Origin of the sequence: Pseudarthrobacter sp. IC2-21 (genome assembly GCF_034048115.1) — a bacterium.
GTDB classification, from domain to species: domain Bacteria; phylum Actinomycetota; class Actinomycetes; order Actinomycetales; family Micrococcaceae; genus Arthrobacter; species Arthrobacter naphthalenicus.
The window spans coordinates 482432-499375 of the sequence record NZ_CP139145.1 but is presented as its reverse complement, the minus strand read 5'-3'; the positions used below and the strand labels follow the sequence as shown (position 1 = coordinate 499375).

Here is a 16944-nt window from a genome sequence, read left to right as displayed (position 1 = left end):
TTTCAGCGGTGTTTGAACTCCGGCTGGCGCTTTTCGCTGAACGCCGCCATGCCTTCCTTCTGGTCCTCCGTGGCGAACAGCGAGTGGAACATCCGGCGCTCAAACAGCACACCCTGCGTGAGGCCCAGCTCAAAGGCGGCATTCACGGCTTCCTTGGCCAGCATTGCTGCCGGCTTGGACTTGGACGCAATCACCTCGGCGGCTTTTACCGCTTCCTCCACCACGGACGCTGCCGGCACCACGCGTGAAACCAGTCCGGCACGCTCTGCCTCGGCGGCGTCCATCATCCGTCCGGTGAGGACCATGTCCATGGCTTTGGCCTTGCCCACCGCATGGGTCAGCCGCTGCGAACCGCCCATCCCGGGGATGACGCCGAGGTTGATTTCAGGCTGGCCGAATTTCGCGTTGTCGCCGGCGATGATGATGTCGCACATCATCGCCAGTTCGCAGCCGCCGCCCAGGGCGAAGCCGGACACCGCCGCCACGACCGGAATGCGCAGCCGGGTGAGGCTTTCCCATTCCCGGAACCAGTCTTCGGCGTACATGTCCACGTAGCCCTTCGAGGACATTTCCTTGATGTCCGCCCCTGCGGCGAAGGCCTTCTCCGAGCCCGTAATCACCACCGCCCCCACGGCGGGATCGGCGTCCATGGCGGTGACGGCGGCCACAACCTCCTCCATCGTGGCCTTGTTCAGCGCGTTAAGCGCCTGCGGACGGTTCAGGGTCACCAGACCCACCCGGCCGCGGTGTTCCACCAGAATGTTCTCGAACTGCTGCGCCAACCTGTGCCCCTTTGGTTCCGTCAATGAAAAATGTGTCCCTGCCAACGCTACGTGGCTGACTTGTCCCGGATGTCCGTAATGATGCCGGAGAAGTCACGGCCGGCGCCGTCCCCTGCGGCGAATTCGTCGTAAATCCTTGAGGCCAGCGGCCCCATCTGCGCCGCCACGCCAGTGCTTTCCAAGGCGTTGAGGGCAAGCCGCAGGTCCTTGGCCATCAGCGCGCCCGCGAAACCCGGCTGGTAATCCCGGTTGGCCGGGCTGGTGGGGACGGGCCCCGGGACGGGGCAGTTAGTGGTCAGCGCCCAGCACTGGCCCGAGGCGTTGGCAGCGACGTCGAACAGCGCCTGGTGCGTCAGGCCAAGCTTCTCGCCGAGCACAAACGCCTCGCTGACGGCAATCATGGACACGCCCAGGATCATGTTGTTGCAGACCTTCGCGGCCTGCCCTGCGCCGTGGTCCCCGCAGTGCACGATGCGTTTGCCCATCCGCTCCAGGATCGGCTTGACGGTTTCGAAGTCTTCGGGGAGGGCGCCCACCATAAACGTCAGCGTGCCTGCCTCCGCCCCCACCACTCCGCCGGACACGGGCGCGTCCACGGAGCGGTGCCCGGCCTCCACGGCAATCGCTGCAGCCTCGCGGGCCTCGTCCACGTTGATGGTGGAGCAGTCCAGGAACATGGTGTCCGGCCCGGCCACTGAGAGCAGGCCGGGTGCCCCGTTGCCCCCGCGGTAGGCGTCCAGGACGTGCTGTCCGCTGGGCAGCATGGTGAGCACCACGGCGGCACCGGCCACGGCCTCCGCCGCGGAGGCAGCCATGGGGATGCCGTGTGCCTTGGCCGCTTCAACGGCGGCCGGCACGGGATCATAGCCCAGCACGCTGTGGCCGGCCTTGATCAGGTTGGCCGCCATGGGACCGCCCATGTGGCCGAGGCCCAGGAAGGCGATGGTGCCGGATGCTGCGCTGTCAGACATGGTCGGACTCCTTTAACTGAAGTTTGAGCTCACGCTCACCCAGGGGCGCGAAATAGCGCTCGACGTCGGCCGCGGTCACCTCGGCGAGGGACGCCGGCTTCCAGTGCGGATTGCGGTCTTTGTCCACCACCTGCGCCCGGATGCCTTCACGGAAGTCCGGCCCCTCAAGGCAGCGGAGCCCCACCCGGTATTCCTGCGCCAGAGCTTCCGGGAGCGAGAGCCCGCGCACGCGCCGGAGCGATGCGAGGGTGAGCTTCACGGCAGTGGGCGACTTCGCTTCGATGCTGGCGGCAGCTTCGGCCGCCGCACCGCCGGCGGCGGCGCGCAGCCGGCGCACAATCTCCTCGGCGTCATCGGCGGCATAGGCGGCATCAATCCACTCCCGCTGCTCCGCCAGCGCCGAGGCCGGCGATTCCTGGACAAAGCGCCCGACGGCGGCATCCGGCGTCGCGCTTTCCAGCGCTTCCGCGAGCGCAGGGAGGCTGCCGGAGGGCACAAAGTGGTCAGCCAGCCCGAGGAACAAAGCGTCCGCCCCGCTCTGGTGGGCGCCGGTGAGCGCGGCATGCGTGCCGGACTCCCCCGGCGAGCGGGCCAGCAGGAGCGTGCCGCCGACGTCAGGGACAAAACCGATAGTGGTTTCGGGCATCCCGGTGCGGGTGCGCTCGGTGACAATGCGGACCGAGCCGTGCGCCGAGATCCCCACGCCGCCGCCGAGCACCAGGCCGTCCATGAAGGCAACGTACGGCTTGGGATAGCGGGAAATGAGCGCGTTGAGCCGGTATTCAATGGTCCAGAACTCCGGGGCCTGGCCGGTTCCCTCCACCATGTCGCGGTAGATGGCCACAATGTCCCCGCCCGCACACAGGCCGCGGTCGCCGGCGCCCTGGACCAGGACGGTGGCCACGGCGTCGTCGTCCGCCCAGGCGGTGAGCTGCTCCAGGATTGCCGTGACCATGCCGAGGGTGAGGGCGTTGACGGCTTTGGGCCGGTTGAGGGTGACGATGCCCAGGTGGCCGCGGCGTTCAAACAGGACGTCGGCTGTTTGCGGCTTCGCTTCGGGAAAACCGCCCATCAGCTGCCGGCCGGCATCACGAAGCTGGCGCCCTGGCGGATGCCCGAAGGCCAACGGGTGGTGACCGTCTTGGTCTTGGTGTAGAAACGGAACGCGTCGGCGCCGTGCTGGTTGAGGTCCCCGAAGCCGGAGGCCTTCCAGCCGCCAAAGGTGTAGTACGCGATGGGGACCGGGATGGGGACGTTGATGCCCACCATGCCCACCTCCACGCGGCTGGCGAAGTCGCGGGCGGCGTCCCCGTCCCGGGTGAAAATCGCGACGCCGTTTCCGAACTCATGCTCGGAGCAGAGCCTGAGCGCCTCGTCGTAGTCGGCTGCGCGCAGGACGCTGAGGACCGGGCCGAAGATCTCTTCCTTGTAGATCTTCATGTCCTTGGTGACGTTGTCGAAGAGCGTGGGTCCCACCCAGAACCCGTCCTCGTAGCCGTCCACGGTGAGGCCGCGGCCGTCAGCCACCAGCGTTGCGCCCTCGTCCACGCCGGACTGGATGTAGCCTTCGATCCTGTCCTTGGCGGACTGGGCCACGACGGGGCCGAAGTCCGAGTCCTTGTCCAGGCTGGGGCCCACCTTCAGGGCCTTGACCCGCTCGGTCAGCTTGGCCACCAGTGCATCGGCTGTTTCCTTGCCTACCGGGACCGCGACGGAGATAGCCATGCAGCGTTCACCGGCGGAACCATACCCGGCACCGATCAGCGCATCGGCAGCCATCTCAAGATCGGCGTCGGGCATGATCACCATGTGGTTCTTCGCGCCGCCGAAGCACTGGGCGCGCTTGCCGTGGGCCGCCGCCGTGGCGTAAATGTACTGGGCGATCGGGGTGGAGCCCACAAAGCCGATGGCCTTCACGCGCGGGTCCGCCAGGAGCGCGTCCACCGCTTCCTTGTCCCCGTTGACCACGTTGAACACACCGTCCGGGACGCCGGCTTCGCTGTACAGTTCGGCGAGCCGCAACGGCACCGAGGGGTCGCGCTCCGACGGTTTGAGAATAAAGGCGTTGCCGGCGGCGAGCGCGGGGCCGGACTTCCACAGCGGGATCATGGCCGGGAAGTTGAAGGGGGTGATCCCGGCGACCACACCCAGGGGCTGCCGCAGGGAGTGGACATCGATGCCCGTGCCGGCGTTGTCCGAGAACTCGCCCTTGAGCAGGTGCGGGGCATTGGCGGAAAACTCCACTACCTCGATGCCGCGCTGGATATCGCCCTTGGCATCCGGGAAGGTCTTGCCGTGCTCGGAGGAGAGCAGGGTGGCCAGCTCGTCCATGTTCTCGTTGACCAGGTCAACAAACTTGAGCAGGATCCGGCCGCGGCGCTGCGGATTCATGGCCGCCCACTCAAGCTGGCCCTTCTCAGCATTGGCTACCGCGTTGGCCACTTCCTCCTTGTTTGCCAGCGGGAGCCTTGCCTGGACCTGGCCCGTGCAGGGGTCGTAGACATCGCTGAAACGCCCGGAAGTGCCGTCGACCCGCTGGCCGCCGACGTAGTGTGAAAGCTCGTGCACCATCGAATGCTCCTTTGCATGCGGTCATCTTTGAACCCGAATCTACTCGGACTTCCTACTAATTTCTAGGGGGCCTCCTGGTGGGCGCGCCGGGCCTTAGACGGCCGGTGCAGGCCTGCCGGTCGGAAGCCTGGCGGTCATCCGGTGGGCTTCCTCCATCAGGAGTTTGCCCAGGAACTCCTGCCGCGCCGGCCGGAACCGGGGCTCGATCCCGGTCAGCGACAGCGCGCCGACGGGACGGCCCTGCTGGTCGAACACGGCGGCCCCCATCCCCCAGCTGCCCTCAAGGATCAGGCCGGGATTCACGGCATAGCCGTGCAACCGGGTCTGCTCGAGGTTTCCGGTGACCACATCCCGGCGGTGGCCCGTGGCGAAGGCGCCCGCGTGCTGGTCCCAGTCCGACAGGATGGCCGCCTGTTCCCCGTCCGGCAGGAACGCCATCATGGCGGTCCCGGCTGAGGCCACGCCCAGCGGAAACCGGACCCCTTCATGCAGGACGAAGGAGCGCACCGGGAAGCTGCCCTCCTCACGCAGGACGCACACCGCCTCCTGGCCCCGGCGGATGGAGTAAAAGGCACTTTCGCCCGTCTCCTCGGCCAGCCGGCGCAGGCTGGGGCGGGCGATGTCCTCAAACGGGAACCGGGCCGCTGCGACCGATCCCAGCAGGAACATTTCCGGGCCCAGGATCCAATTGCCGCTGCCGGCGTCGTGGTCCAGGAGCCCTTCGGCGGCCAGGGACGTGAGGAGCCGGTGGACGGTGGGCCGGGTCAGGCCCGATTCCCGGACCAGGCCGGCGAGGGAGCTGCCACCCGGCTTCCGGCCCACCAGGCGCAGCAGTGCCGCCACCCGCCCCACCACCTGCGTTCCCTGGACCGGACTGGTCATTCAAGCCTCCCGCTGAAAAGAATTGCTCCACAATGTGGACACCGCCCAGCCTAACGTCCACGACGTGAAATATCCGCTTTACGCAGGCTTTCACCTCATTGACCTTCCCTGGCGTCATCCCTAGGCTCCTACATCAGGCCCTATGTCCACAAAGTGGATACCGGGCAGGCGCTGACCAACTCAACGACGAGGAGACGGAATGTCCAAACTTAAATCCAACGCCGGCGCTGTCCTGCAGGAACTGCTCCAGGACGGCATGACACTGGCCGTGGGGGGTTTCGGCCTGAGCGGCATCCCGGCGGACCTGATCGAAGCCGTCCGCGATTCCGGGGTCCGGGAACTGACCGTGGTGTCCAACAACATGGGCGTGGACGGCAAGGGCCTGGGCATCCTCATCGAGGCGGGCCAGGTCCGGAAGGTCATCGCCTCCTATGTGGGCGAGAACAAACTCTTCGCCGAGCAGTACCTCGCCGGAAAACTCGACGTGGAGTTCACCCCGCAGGGGACCCTGGCCGAGCGCCTCCGCGCCGGGGGCGCCGGCATCCCCGCGTTTTACACCAAGACCGGGGTGGGAACCCTGGTTGCCGAAGGCAAGCCGCTGGCGGAGTTCGACGGCGAAACTTTCGTCCAGGAGCGCGCCATCAGGGCCGACGTCGCCCTCGTCCACGCGCACACCGCGGACACGGACGGAAACCTGATCTACCGCTACACGGCCCGGAACTTCAACCCCGTGGTTGCCACCGCCGGGGCGGTCACCGTCGCCGAGGCCGAAGTCATCCTGCCTCCGGGGGCCCTGGATCCCAACCACATCGTCACCCCCGGCGTGTACGTCCAGCACCTGGTCCAGGCAAGCGGCCGGGTCAAGGACATCGAACAGCGCACCGTCCGGCCCCGCACCGTGCTCGCGTCCGCCTAACCGCCTGAATCTACCTAAGGAGAACCCCATGGCCTGGACCAGGGATGAAATGGCCGCCATCGCGGCCGAGGAACTGAACGACGGCGACTACGTAAACCTGGGCATCGGCATCCCCACGCTGGTGGCAAACAACCTGCCCGAGGGTGTCCGCGTGGTCCTGCAGAGCGAAAACGGCCTGCTCGGCATGGGCCCCTTCCCGTACGAAGGCGAGGAGGACGCCGACCTCATCAACGCCGGCAAACAGACCGTCACCGTGCTCGACGGCGGCAGCATCTTCGACTCCGCCACCTCCTTCGGCATGATCCGCGGCGGCCACGTCAAGGTGGCCATCCTCGGCGCCATGCAGGTCTCCGGCAACGGCGACCTCGCCAACTGGACCATCCCCGGCAAGATGGTCAAGGGCATGGGCGGCGCCATGGACCTCGTGGCCGGAACCCCGCGGGTGGTGGTCCTGACCGAGCACAACGCCAAGGACGGCACCGCCAAGATCGTCGCAGAATGCACCCTGCCGCTCACCGGGCTGAGCTGTGTGGACCGGATCATCAGCGACCTCGCGGTCTTTGATTTGGATAAGACGGACGACGGCGGCGGGCGGCAGCTCACACTGACCCGCCTCGCGCCGGGCGTCAGCGTGGACGAAATCCGCGAGAAGACCGAGGCCGCGTTCGTCGTCGCGCTGGACTCTGACCTGGACGAATCCGCCCTCGAAGGAGCCACGGCATGAGCCTGAAGGAACAGTTCGGCAAGGATGTCCTCCTCACGGGCTGGGGCCACAGCCGCTTCGGCAAACTGACCGACGAAACCCTGGAGTCCCTGATTGTCCAGGTGGCCACCGACGCCATCACGAACGCCGGCATCGAAGCCGGCCAGATCGATGAGATCTACCTGGGACAGTTCAACTCCGGCATGATGCCGCTGGCTTTCCCGTCCTCCCTGGCCCTGCAGGTCTCACCGGACCTGGCCAACGTGGCAGCCACCAGGGTGGAAAATGCGTGCGCCTCGGGTTCGGCCGCGTTCCAGCAGGGCACCAAGTCGCTGCTCGCCGGCACGGCCAAAACCGTCCTGGTCATCGGTGCGGAGAAGATGACCCACGCCGGTGCGGACGTGGTGGGGGCCGCCCTGCTGGGCGCGGACTACGACATGGCCGGGAAAGCTTCCACCACGGGCTTCACCGGCCTGTTCGCCGAGGTCGCGAAACACTACGGGAAGCGGTATGGCGCCAGCGCAGGGAACCTCTCCGACGTCCTGGGCACCATCGCGGCCAAGAACCACCGCAACGGAGTGGACAACCCCTATGCCCAGCTCCGCAAGGACCTCGGCGAGGAATTCTGCCGCACCGTTTCGGACAAGAACCCCATGGTGGCGGACCCGCTCCGCCGCACCGACTGTTCCCCCGTGTCCGACGGCGCCGCCGCCGTCGTGCTCTCCACCTCGCCCACCGGCGGGGCAACTGCGCCGGTTCGGCTGGCGGGATTCGGTCACGCGAATGACTTTTTTCCGGCGGAACTCCGGGATCCCACGGCTTTCGCGGCCACGCGCATGTCCTGGCAGCGCGCCCTGGCGATGGCCGGCGTCGGACTTGAGGACCTGGACTTTGCCGAGGTGCACGACTGCTTCACCATCGCCGAGCTGCTGATGTACGAGGCAATGGGCCTGACGGAACCCGGCCAGGGCGCCCGCGCCGTGACCGAGGGCTGGGTGTTCAAGGACGGCACGCTGCCCGTCAACGTCTCCGGCGGCCTCAAGGCCAAGGGCCACCCCGTGGGCGCCACCGGCGTGTCCCAGCACGTCATCGCCGCCATGCAGCTCACCGGCACCGCCGGTGACATGCAGCTGGGCCGCGCCCGCCGCGCAGCAGTCCAGAATATGGGCGGCGTGGGCATCGCCAACTACGTCAGCGTCCTCGAAGCCGTGTAACAAAGCAACACGGGGTCAGATAATGCCCTTCCAGGTCGGATTATCGGGCCGGATGTGACTCCGCGTTGCACTGTTACGGTCCTATCCGCCCCGGGAACACGGACACCATTTAATAACATGAGTGACTGGATGATGACCGTAGCTATTGCACGGCCACCGAACAGCCCCTAGGTTTGAGAGTGCGGACCACAGTTTCCGCGTCTGCCTGCCGTCCGAGCAGGACCAGAAAAGGGTTACAAAGGAAGTTAGCAATGGCAACAGGCACAGTTAAATGGTTCAACGCTGAAAAGGGCTTTGGCTTCATCGCTCCGGACGACGGATCCGCCGATGTTTTCGCGCACTACTCCGCAATCGCCAGCAGCGGCTACCGCTCACTGGACGAGAACCAGAAAGTCGAATTCGATGTGACCCAAGGTCCCAAGGGCCCGCAGGCAGAGAACATTCGCCCGCTGTAAGGTTCTGATCAACTGCCCTGGCCGTGCTGCGAAGCATGGCCAGGGCAGTTTTTTGTTAAGCGAATAGTGTTTACTGAAGCAATGCTTTGCGCCTTCCGAACTAAACGAAGGCGGATTTACCCGTGACGGCCCGCCCTACGATCAGCGAATTGATTTCGTAGCTGCCCTCATAGGTATAAAGGATTTCGGCGTCACCAAAAAGCTTGCCCATTTCGTAGTCGGCACTAATACCGTTGCCGCCCAGCAGCGACCGTCCCATGGCAACGGAAGAGCGCGCCAGCCGGGTGCAGGTTGATTTCGCCATCGCGGCCTGGGCCATCTCCAGTTTCCCGTCCCCCTGGATCCGGGCGAGCTGGGCCATCAGCGCCAGCGAGGCGGACGCGTTGCCCAGGATCTCCGCCAACTGCTGCTGGACCAGCTGGAAGCGGGCCAGCTCCTTGCCAAACTGCCGGCGTTCCAGCGCATACGCACGGGCGATGTCGAATGCGGCCAGCTGGATGCCGGCAGCCTGCCACCCGACCCAGGCCCGGGAATCCCGCAGGAGGTCGTTGGCTTTGGCGAAGTCGGTGGCGCCCGGCAGCAGGTTGGACGCGGGAATCCTGACGTTGTCCAGCACAATGTCGGCGTTCTGCATGATCCGCAAGCCGATCTTGTTGGCAATCCTGGTGGCCCGGTAGCCGGGGCGGTCGGTCTCCACAATGAAGCCCTTGATCTGCCCGTCCGCCTGGTCCCTGGCCCAGACCAGGGCGAAGTCCGCGATGGTGCCGGAGCCGATCCAGCGTTTCGCGCCGCTGATCACCCACTCCCCGCCGTCCAGCCGCGCGGACGTTTCAAGCCCGCCGGCGATGTCTGAGCCGTGCTCCGGTTCCGTCAGGGCAAACGCGCCCAGCTGCGTGAACGTTGCCAGCCCCGGCAGCCAGCGCTGCTTCTGCTCCTCGGAGCCCAGGGCGTCGATCATGCCCACGATCAGCTCGTTGTGGATTCCCACCAGAGCGGAGAGGGAAACGTCCGCCCGCGCAACCTCCACGTACATCAGGCCCTTGAACAGCTTCGAGGTGCCGTCCGTCTGCAGTTGTCCCAGCCCGCGCTTGCCCAGTTCAGCCACCAGGCCGAAGGGGAATTCCTCCCGGTTCCAGTAGTCGATGGACGCGGGCCGCACGGCGGATTGGAGAAACTCCCGCATGTCCGCGTACCGCTCCCGCTCGGCGGCCGGCAGCAGGTCTGCGATGTACATCAGATCGGCATCGGCAAACGGCGGAAGGTCTGTCACATCGCGCCCACGTCCTGGTGACTCCACGGTCCTCGTCCCTTCGGTCTTCCAAACTCTTGGATGTCCTAGTATATTGCAGGGGTTGGATATTAGTGATGGCAATCACGTGGGCGAAAGGTCTCTCCTTGTCAGTGACCGATGATTTCCGGGAAGCACGGGACCACCTGCTGGCCCTCCGTTCCGATTACCACCGCGCCAGGCGGGAGTTCCGCTGGCCACAGTTCGCGGAGTTCAATTTCGCCCTCGACTGGTTCGATCAGATCGCTGCTGATCCGGCGAAGGCCAACAATCCCGCCCTGGTGATCGTGGAGCAGGACGGCTCGGCGACGCGCCGGAGTTTTGCCGACCTGGCGGCCCGGTCAAACCAGGTGGCCAACTGGTTGCGGAGCCAGGGCGTGCGCCGGGGCGACCGGATGATTGTGATGCTGGGCAACCAGGTGGAGCTGTGGGAATTGATGCTTGCCGGGATCAAGCTCGGCATTGTCCTGATCCCCACCACCACGCTGATGGGCCCCGCCGACCTGGCCGAACGGGTGGAGCGCGGCGAGGCGCGGTGGGCCGCCGTCGGGCATGCCAACATTGGCAAGTTCGCCGGCGTTCCCGGCAACTACCGCCTGATTGAGATCGGCGGCCCCGGCGCATCCGAACAGACGCCGGCACCGGAATCCGCACCGGCGCTCCACTACGCGGACTCGACGACGGCGCCCGCCACCTTCGAACCCGGCGCCCCCACCAGGGCGGATGAGACGCTCCTGCTCTACTTCACATCCGGGACCACGTCCAAGGCCAAACTGGTGGAGCACACACACACGTCCTATCCCGTGGGGCATCTGTCCACGATGTACTGGATCGGCCTGGAACCGGGGGACGTCCACCTGAATGTCGCCTCCCCGGGATGGGGCAAACACGCATGGTCCAACTTCTTCGCCCCGTGGATCGCGGAGGCATGTGTTTTCGTCTACAACTACGAGCGGTTCGATGCCCGCGCCCTGATGGAGCAGATGGACCGTGAAGGCGTCACCAGCTTCTGTGCCCCGCCCACGGTATGGCGCATGCTGATCCAGGCGGACCTGAAGCTGCTGAAGACTCCCCCTTTGAAGGTGGTGTCGGCCGGTGAGCCGCTGAACGCCGAGGTGATCGACCAGGTGCAGCGCGCCTGGGGCCAGACCATCCGCGACGGCTTCGGGCAGACCGAAAGCACGGTCCAGGTGGCCAACACGCCGGGCCAGCCGGTAACCATCGGCGCCATGGGGCTGCCCCTGCCGGGCTACGACGTGGTGCTGGTGGACCCCAACACCGGGGAGGAAGGGGACGACGGCGAGCTGTGCCTTCGGCTTGATCAGCGGCCCGTCGGCCTGATGAAGTCCTACTACGGCGACGCCGCGAAGACCGCGGATGCGTTCCGCGGCGGCTATTACCACACGGGCGACATGGCCAGCAGGGACAAACGGGGAACCATCACCTACGTGGGCCGGGACGATGACGTCTTCAAGTCCTCGGACTACCGGCTCTCGCCGTTCGAACTGGAGAGCGTTCTCCTCGAACACCCGGCGGTAGCCGAAGCGGCGGTGGTGCCATCGCCTGATGCCCTGAAGCTTTCCCTGCCCAAGGCCTACGTGGTTCTGGTGGCCGGGCTGGAGCCGGGACCGGAACTGGCGGAGGACATCCTGCGGTACTGCCGGGAGCACCTGGCACCGTTCAAGCGCATCCGGCGGCTCGAATTCGCGGAGCTGCCCAAAACCATCTCCGGCAAGATCCGCCGCGTGGAGCTGCGGCATCGCGAGGAAGCCAGGCACGGCACGGGCACCGGCGGCGGGGAGCCGGCGGGCAAGGCCGGGGGCACCGCAACCGCGGCTGCCGGCTATGGAGTCGAGTACTCTGACGCGGATTTCCCGGGGCTGAAGGGCTGACACGCCGGGCTGTGAGGCCCGCGAACCGGTGCGGGGCGGGATGCCGGGGCAGGACTTTACCCGCCCCTGCACGGCCAAGGTAAGTTAGGGACTGTGAAGATTGCTACCTGGAATGTGAACTCCCTCCGTGCCCGCGCCGACCGTGTGGAGGCCTGGCTGCAGCGCAGTGACTGCGATGTCCTGGCCATCCAGGAAACCAAGTGCAAGGACGAGAACTTCCCCTGGGAGCTGTTCGAACGCATGGGTTACGAGGTGGCCCACTTCGGCGTCAACCAGTGGAACGGTGTGGCCATCGCGTCCCGCGTGGGCCTGGAAGACGTGGAGCGCACGTTCCTGGACCAGCCCGCGTTCGGCAAGGAAGGCAAGGATCCCGTGCAGGAGGCCCGCGCCATGGCCGCCACCTGTGCCGGCATCCGGGTCTGGAGCCTCTATGTTCCCAACGGCCGGTCGCTGGACGATGAACACATGCCCTACAAGATCAAGTGGCTTGAGTCCCTGAAGACCCATGCCCAGAGCCTGGTCACCGCCGACCCCGCCGCCCAGGTTGCGCTGATGGGTGACTGGAACATTGCGCCGTTCGATGAAGACGTCTGGGACATTGACCTTTTCGTGAACAACAGGCTGACCCACGTCAGCCCGCCCGAACGTGCTGCGTTCCACGCGTTCGAGGAGGCCGGCTTCAAGGACCTCGCCCGCGAGTACACCCCGGGGCCCGGCGTCTACACCTACTGGGACTACACCCAGCTGCGGTTCCCGAAGAAGGAAGGCATGCGCATCGACTTCGTGCTAGGCTCCCCCGCCCTGGCCGCCCGGGTCACGGGCGCGTCCATCGACCGCGAGGAACGCAAGGGCAAGGGCGCCTCGGACCATGCCCCCGTCATTGTGGAACTGACTGACTGATGGCCGCTGCCGGGAGCCGGGAAGGGGAAACGCCGTGACGGGAAACCTGTACCGGGGCCAGGCCGGCCTGCCGTTTTCCTCCACGCTCCGGGTCTACGAACCCCTGGAAGCCTTCCCCGCAGGCCAGCGCGAAGCCATCCGGGCCGCCGGCGCACGCGCTGCCTCCCGGGCCGCCGTCGAAAACGCCGAGCTCCTGGCTTCGCTGGGCCGGATCACCCGTGCCGGCGGGGACCCGTTCCCGACCGGGCGAACGGACCTGGTCAGGGTGACCAGCGCGCCCGGAGCGGGGCGTCACGCCGCTGCGCGCGCTGAGGCTCCGGAGGCGGGAACTTCCGACGCCGGCGCTGCCGCCGCGGGTGATGAGTCCCGTAAGGGCGGTGCCGAGCGTGTTTTGCTGTACTGCCCGAGTCAACTGGTCCTGCGCGCGGGCCTCGCCGCGAACGCCCTGATGGAGGGAATCCACGGCCCGCTGGCCGAGATGCTGATACCCGAGGAACAGCGGGACAAGCACCAGGAACGGATCGACCAGGTCAAGGCCCGCGACGGCAGTATCCGTGTGCACACCCGCGCTTCCACCTGGGGCATACCGTTCAGCTGGTTCTCATTGTTTGCCGAGGGCGACCATAAAGATGTGGTGGAATCAGGCGGGCGCATCCTCACGGTCAGGGTGTGGGCACCCATCACGGAGGCCATGGAGCGGGCACGGTACGCGGTGGCAAACCTGGCGCTGGCTGCCCCGGACCTGGACATGCTGGATGATCTCGCCCAGCTGACCGAGTGGCTCGAGCTGTTCCACGTGAACTCCATGGTGGAGCTGGACTACGGCGCCGTCGCGGACAAGGTGTATCCGGATGAGTCGCCGATGGACATCCGGCTGGGCATCGAGTGCCTTGCCGAGGGGGACATGACGGGCGCCGCGGCGGCCTACCGCCGGCTCGCGTCGCGGTGGATCCCCATCCGGCAGCTGGCGCGCGCCTCCTGACCGGAACTCCCCCCGCCCCCTGGCGGGTGCGCCGCCCTAGGACGGAGGCGCCGCCGTCGTACGCCTGACGATGAGCTGGTGGGGAGCGACGGCGGAACGAACGGCTCCTGCCACACCGTTCAGTTCGTCGAGGAGCATCTTGGTGGCCAGTTCGGCCTGTTCATCCGGCCGTTGCCGCACCGTGGTGAGGCCCATGGCGTCAGCGAAATCGTGATCGTCAATGCCTACCACGGACAGGTCCTGCGGCACGCAGACCCCGGCCCGGGCGGCTTCAAAGATAACGCCCATGGCCATTTCGTCGGAGGCGCAGAAGATGGCGGTGGGTTTGGCGCCGGGCCGCTCCCACAGGCGCCTGAAAGCCTCCTGGCCGCTGCGGACCGTGAAGTCACCCCATTCGTCCCACTCAGGGCGGATGGGCAGCCCCGCCTCGGCCATCACTTCCTTGAAGGCGAGGATCCGCACGCGGGGAACGTCGAAGTTGAGATCGGTCTCGTCGTCACCGTGCAGCAGGGCAATATCGCGGTGCCCGAGGTCGATCAGGTGCCGCACGGCCGTGGAGGAGGCCGCATAATCGTCGATCCCGATATACGCGCACTCCTCCACGTGCCCGCCGACCACAATCAGCGGGATATCGATCTTCTGCAGGTGGTCCAACTCATCGGGGGTGAGCGCCATACACAGGACCAGCAGGGCGTCGATCTGCTTGTAGACCATGGTCTTGCTGAAGAGGCGCTCCCTGTGACTGCCGTGCCCGCCGAGGTTAAAGAGCGACAGGTTGTACTGCCTGGCATGAAGCTCGCGGTCGGCTCCCTCGATGGCCTTGGAAAAGAACCACCGGCTCACAAAAGGGGCCAGCACACCGATCGTCCTGGTCCGGCCGGTGGCCAGGCCCGAAGCGGACGAAGACGCCACATAGCCCAGGGCCCCCGCCACCTCCAGGATCTTCTCCCGGGTGGCGGGCGAAACCCGGGGCAGCCCGCGCACTGCCCTCGACACGGTGGCAGTGGACACTCCAGCCGCCGCGGCCACGTCCTCAATACTGACGCCGCTGTGGCCGCCACGTTGCGACCTTTCCGTAATGCGTGCCACAGACTACCCCCTTTGCAGCTTTGACAGATCCTTGCTGCCCGCTGCCCCGGCCGCAGCAAGCCAGTCTATTCTGCCCGGCCGTTGGCTCCCGGGTCAGCCCCTAGTTCTTACGCGTGGCGGTTCTTGCCGGCAGCCGGCGGCGAAGCCGGACCATTCCGTAGATAGCCGCCAGCAAAGCCAGCAGACCCAGCGCCCAGCCGAGTGCCGGCTGGGCGGTGACCTCCATCCAGACGGTAACCGCCAGCAGGACGAGGGCCCAGAAGCCGAGGAATCCGATAATGATGTCGAAGTCCTCCCCGGAACGGGCCCGCCGGTGCTCGCTGCGGACCAGCCCCTGGTTCCGCTCGCCGTCCGCAGCAGCACCTTTCACTTGACGGCGCCCGCAGTAAGTCCGGCAACGATCTTGCGCTGGAAGACCAGCACCAGGATCACCAGCGGAATAGTAACGATCGTTCCCGCGGCCATGATGGCCGTGTAAGGGATCTGGTTCGGCTGCGCGCCCGCAAAGCTTGCGATGGCAACAGTTACCGGCTGGGTGGCGTCACTGGACAACTGGCTGGCGATCAGGAATTCATTCCACGAGGAAATGAACGCCAGGATTGCCGTGGTGAAAATGGCCGGAGCGGCCAGGGGCAGGATGACCTTCCGGAATGCCTGGCCCTGCGTGCAGCCGTCCACGCGTGCTGACTCCTCAAGTTCCCACGGCATTTCGCGGAAGAAGGAGGTCATGGTGTAGACGGTCAGGGGAAGCACGAAGGAAATGTTCGGGATGATCAGCGCCTGGTAGGTGCCCATCCAGCCGATATTGGTGAAGAGCTGGAACAACGGGGTGATGAGGGCAACGCCCGGGAACATGGAAGCGCCCAGGATGAAGCCCAGTACCAGGAACTTGAACCTGAAGTTCAGTCGGGCCAATGCGTAGGCGGCGAACACGCCGATCAGCAGGGAGACCACCGTGACCACGCCGCCGATGAACACGCTGTTCAGCAGCGCCTGCCCAAAGTGGTTGCCGAAGGACGTGTCGAACGCGGTATTGAAGTTATCCAGCGTGACGTGGGTGGGCAGGATTGAGGTGTCGTAAGTGAAGCCGACTTCGCGGAACGCCGTCACCACCATCCAGTAAGCCGGCGCCAGGCACCAGATCAGGATGACGACGGCGCTGATATACGTCCGGCCCTGCGCCCACTTTTCCTTGTTCTGGGCAGCCTTCCTTCCTCTGTCCTGCTGCGCCCGGAGGTCTGTGGTGGCTGTCGCGGCGCTCATTTCTTCCCCTTACCGGTAGCTCCGCTTTGTTCCACGACATTTGCACCCAGGAAGCGCACAAAGATGAACGCCACCAGGAAGATGATGATGAACGTGATCGTGGACAAAGCTGCCGCCGCGTTGAACCCTTGCCTGATCTGGTTGATGACCAGGATGGACAGCGTGGTGGTGTTGTTGGCACCGCCGGTGAGGATGTACGGGAGGTCGAACATCCGCAAAGCATCGAGGGTGCGGAAGAGGACAGCCACCATAAGCGCCGGCTTGACCAGCGGAAGGGTGATCATCCGGAACCGCTGCCAGGTGCTGGCACCGTCAACTTTGGCGGCTTCATAGACATCCGCCGGAATCATTTGCAGGCCGGCGAGGATAAGCAGCGCCATGAAAGGCGTGGTTTTCCAAACGTCTGCGATGATGACAGCCCATTTGGCGGGCCATTCGCTGCCCGTCCACAAAATGGTGGTGTTGAACAGCTTGTTGGCGATCCCCTCGAAAGCGAAGATGAACAGCCACAGCTTGGCGGTGACTGCAGTGGGTATCGCCCAGGGAACCAGGACTGCGGCCCGGACCAGGCTGCGGCCACGGAATGTCCGCGCCATGATGAGTGCCATCCAGAAACCCAGGACCGTCTCCAGCGTTACGGTGACAATGGTGAAGAAGAACGTTGTGGCCGTGGCCGACCAGAACTGGCCACCGAGGGTACCAGGCGGGCACGCAACAGTTCCGCCGCCGGGAGCGGCGCACTGCTGGGCAAGCCAGTTGACGTAGTTTTGGAAACCTGCCGGGCCTCCGGCGGTGAAGAGTCCGGTCACCGGATCGAGCCCGGCGTCCTTTTGGAAGGACATCACAATTGCGCTGATGATCGGATAAACAATCACAACCGCCAGGGCGATGATGGTGGGAGCAAGAAGCCAGGTAGCCCATTTGCCCTGGCTCAGGATCTTGTTGTCCTCACCAACCCCTTTAGGTGCGTGATGGACGGGGGTACCGCCCGACGCCGGCGACTTTACCGGCGTCGGGCCCAATTCGGTTGCCATGA

17 protein-coding genes are annotated in these 16944 nt (G+C 65.8%); 7 read left to right on the top strand and 10 right to left on the bottom strand.

Going from position 1 to position 16944, the window contains the following annotated elements; all coding sequences use genetic code 11:
- Window positions 1–2: 2 nt before the first annotated feature.
- The 5 genes from SBP01_RS02370 to SBP01_RS02350 form a co-directional block, all read right to left on the bottom strand.
- Window positions 3–782: an enoyl-CoA hydratase gene (locus tag SBP01_RS02370; RefSeq protein ID WP_275214039.1), complete on the bottom strand. Its 780-nt coding sequence runs from the start codon at window positions 780–782 to the stop codon at window positions 3–5.
- A gap of 47 nt (window positions 783–829) precedes the next feature.
- On the bottom strand, window positions 830–1753 hold the full coding sequence (gene mmsB / locus SBP01_RS02365; protein WP_275214038.1) for a 3-hydroxyisobutyrate dehydrogenase: 924 nt from the start codon (window positions 1751–1753) through the stop codon (window positions 830–832).
- Entirely contained in the window at window positions 1746–2825 is a 1080-nt protein-coding gene (locus SBP01_RS02360) for an enoyl-CoA hydratase/isomerase family protein (protein ID WP_320537359.1), read from the bottom strand. The genes mmsB and SBP01_RS02360 overlap by 8 nt, the downstream gene beginning before the upstream one ends.
- Entirely contained in the window at window positions 2825–4324 is a 1500-nt protein-coding gene (locus SBP01_RS02355) for a CoA-acylating methylmalonate-semialdehyde dehydrogenase (protein WP_320537358.1), read from the bottom strand. Before SBP01_RS02355 ends, SBP01_RS02360 begins: the two co-directional genes overlap by 1 nt.
- 93 nt (window positions 4325–4417) lie before the next feature.
- Entirely contained in the window at window positions 4418–5206 is a 789-nt protein-coding gene (locus tag SBP01_RS02350; protein ID WP_320537357.1) for an IclR family transcriptional regulator, read from the bottom strand.
- Window positions 5207–5405: 199 nt separating this feature from the next.
- Between SBP01_RS02350 and SBP01_RS02345 the strand changes: the two genes are divergently transcribed.
- The 4 genes from SBP01_RS02345 to SBP01_RS02330 all read left to right on the top strand — a co-directional run bounded on the left by SBP01_RS02345 (window position 5406) and on the right by SBP01_RS02330 (window position 8494).
- Complete coding sequence (locus SBP01_RS02345; protein ID WP_320537356.1) at window positions 5406–6122, top strand: CoA transferase subunit A; 717 nt, start codon at window positions 5406–5408, stop codon at window positions 6120–6122.
- Window positions 6123–6150: 28 nt separating this feature from the next.
- Window positions 6151–6846, top strand: coding sequence for a CoA transferase subunit B (locus tag SBP01_RS02340; protein ID WP_320537355.1), 696 nt, complete (start codon window positions 6151–6153; stop codon window positions 6844–6846).
- Complete coding sequence (locus SBP01_RS02335; protein ID WP_320537354.1) at window positions 6843–8039, top strand: acetyl-CoA acetyltransferase; 1197 nt, start codon at window positions 6843–6845, stop codon at window positions 8037–8039. The genes SBP01_RS02340 and SBP01_RS02335 overlap by 4 nt, the downstream gene beginning before the upstream one ends.
- Window positions 8040–8290: 251 nt before the next feature.
- Entirely contained in the window at window positions 8291–8494 is a 204-nt protein-coding gene (locus SBP01_RS02330) for a cold-shock protein (RefSeq protein ID WP_013599688.1), read from the top strand.
- A 100-nt stretch (window positions 8495–8594) separates the two neighbouring features.
- On the opposite strand, the gene SBP01_RS02325 is transcribed toward SBP01_RS02330, so the two are convergent.
- On the bottom strand, window positions 8595–9728 hold the full coding sequence (locus SBP01_RS02325; RefSeq protein WP_320538408.1) for an acyl-CoA dehydrogenase family protein: 1134 nt from the start codon (window positions 9726–9728) through the stop codon (window positions 8595–8597).
- Between the two features lie 161 nt (window positions 9729–9889).
- On the opposite strand from SBP01_RS02325, the gene SBP01_RS02320 reads away from it, so the two are divergent.
- The 3 genes from SBP01_RS02320 to SBP01_RS02310 all read left to right on the top strand — a co-directional run bounded on the left by SBP01_RS02320 (window position 9890) and on the right by SBP01_RS02310 (window position 13556).
- Window positions 9890–11674: an AMP-binding protein gene (locus SBP01_RS02320; RefSeq protein ID WP_320538407.1), complete on the top strand. Its 1785-nt coding sequence runs from the start codon at window positions 9890–9892 to the stop codon at window positions 11672–11674.
- A 93-nt stretch (window positions 11675–11767) separates the two neighbouring features.
- A complete protein-coding gene (locus SBP01_RS02315) occupies window positions 11768–12574 on the top strand; it encodes an exodeoxyribonuclease III (protein WP_275214030.1) in 807 nt (268 codons plus the stop codon).
- 34 nt (window positions 12575–12608) lie between these two features.
- Window positions 12609–13556, top strand: coding sequence for a hypothetical protein (locus SBP01_RS02310; protein WP_275214029.1), 948 nt, complete (start codon window positions 12609–12611; stop codon window positions 13554–13556).
- A gap of 36 nt (window positions 13557–13592) precedes the next feature.
- Here the strand turns inward: SBP01_RS02310 and SBP01_RS02305 are convergent, their stop codons facing one another.
- The 4 genes from SBP01_RS02305 to SBP01_RS02290 all read right to left on the bottom strand — a co-directional run bounded on the left by SBP01_RS02305 (window position 13593) and on the right by SBP01_RS02290 (window position 16942).
- The gene (locus SBP01_RS02305; protein ID WP_320537344.1) at window positions 13593–14645 is read right to left on the bottom strand and encodes a LacI family DNA-binding transcriptional regulator; all 1053 of its coding nucleotides are present in this window, start codon (window positions 14643–14645) and stop codon (window positions 13593–13595) included.
- 100 nt (window positions 14646–14745) lie between these two features.
- Window positions 14746–15015, bottom strand: a complete 270-nt coding sequence (locus SBP01_RS02300) for a hypothetical protein (protein WP_275214027.1) — start codon at window positions 15013–15015, stop codon at window positions 14746–14748.
- Complete coding sequence (locus tag SBP01_RS02295) at window positions 15012–15908, bottom strand: carbohydrate ABC transporter permease (RefSeq protein ID WP_275214026.1); 897 nt, start codon at window positions 15906–15908, stop codon at window positions 15012–15014. Before SBP01_RS02295 ends, SBP01_RS02300 begins: the two co-directional genes overlap by 4 nt.
- Window positions 15905–16942: a carbohydrate ABC transporter permease gene (locus SBP01_RS02290; RefSeq protein ID WP_275214025.1), complete on the bottom strand. Its 1038-nt coding sequence runs from the start codon at window positions 16940–16942 to the stop codon at window positions 15905–15907. Before SBP01_RS02290 ends, SBP01_RS02295 begins: the two co-directional genes overlap by 4 nt.
- Window positions 16943–16944 lie beyond the last annotated feature (2 nt).

Excerpts from the sequence above, each read along its gene's own strand:
- SBP01_RS02345 (WP_320537356.1), top strand. The coding sequence starts at position 5,406 with ATGTCCAAACTTAAATCCAACGCCGGCGCTGTCCTGCAGGAACTGCTC.
- SBP01_RS02290 (WP_275214025.1), bottom strand. The coding sequence starts at position 16,942 with ATGGCAACCGAATTGGGCCCGACGCCGGTAAAGTCGCCGGCGTCGGGC.
- SBP01_RS02350 (WP_320537357.1), bottom strand. The coding sequence starts at position 5,206 with ATGACCAGTCCGGTCCAGGGAACGCAGGTGGTGGGGCGGGTGGCGGCA.
- mmsB (WP_275214038.1), bottom strand. The coding sequence starts at position 1,753 with ATGTCTGACAGCGCAGCATCCGGCACCATCGCCTTCCTGGGCCTCGGC.
- SBP01_RS02330 (WP_013599688.1), top strand. The coding sequence starts at position 8,291 with ATGGCAACAGGCACAGTTAAATGGTTCAACGCTGAAAAGGGCTTTGGC.
- SBP01_RS02360 (WP_320537359.1), bottom strand. The coding sequence starts at position 2,825 with ATGGGCGGTTTTCCCGAAGCGAAGCCGCAAACAGCCGACGTCCTGTTT.
- SBP01_RS02340 (WP_320537355.1), top strand. The coding sequence starts at position 6,151 with ATGGCCTGGACCAGGGATGAAATGGCCGCCATCGCGGCCGAGGAACTG.
- SBP01_RS02325 (WP_320538408.1), bottom strand. The coding sequence starts at position 9,728 with ATGTACATCGCAGACCTGCTGCCGGCCGCCGAGCGGGAGCGGTACGCG.
- SBP01_RS02355 (WP_320537358.1), bottom strand. The coding sequence starts at position 4,324 with ATGGTGCACGAGCTTTCACACTACGTCGGCGGCCAGCGGGTCGACGGC.
- SBP01_RS02295 (WP_275214026.1), bottom strand. The coding sequence starts at position 15,908 with ATGAGCGCCGCGACAGCCACCACAGACCTCCGGGCGCAGCAGGACAGA.
- SBP01_RS02335 (WP_320537354.1), top strand. The coding sequence starts at position 6,843 with ATGAGCCTGAAGGAACAGTTCGGCAAGGATGTCCTCCTCACGGGCTGG.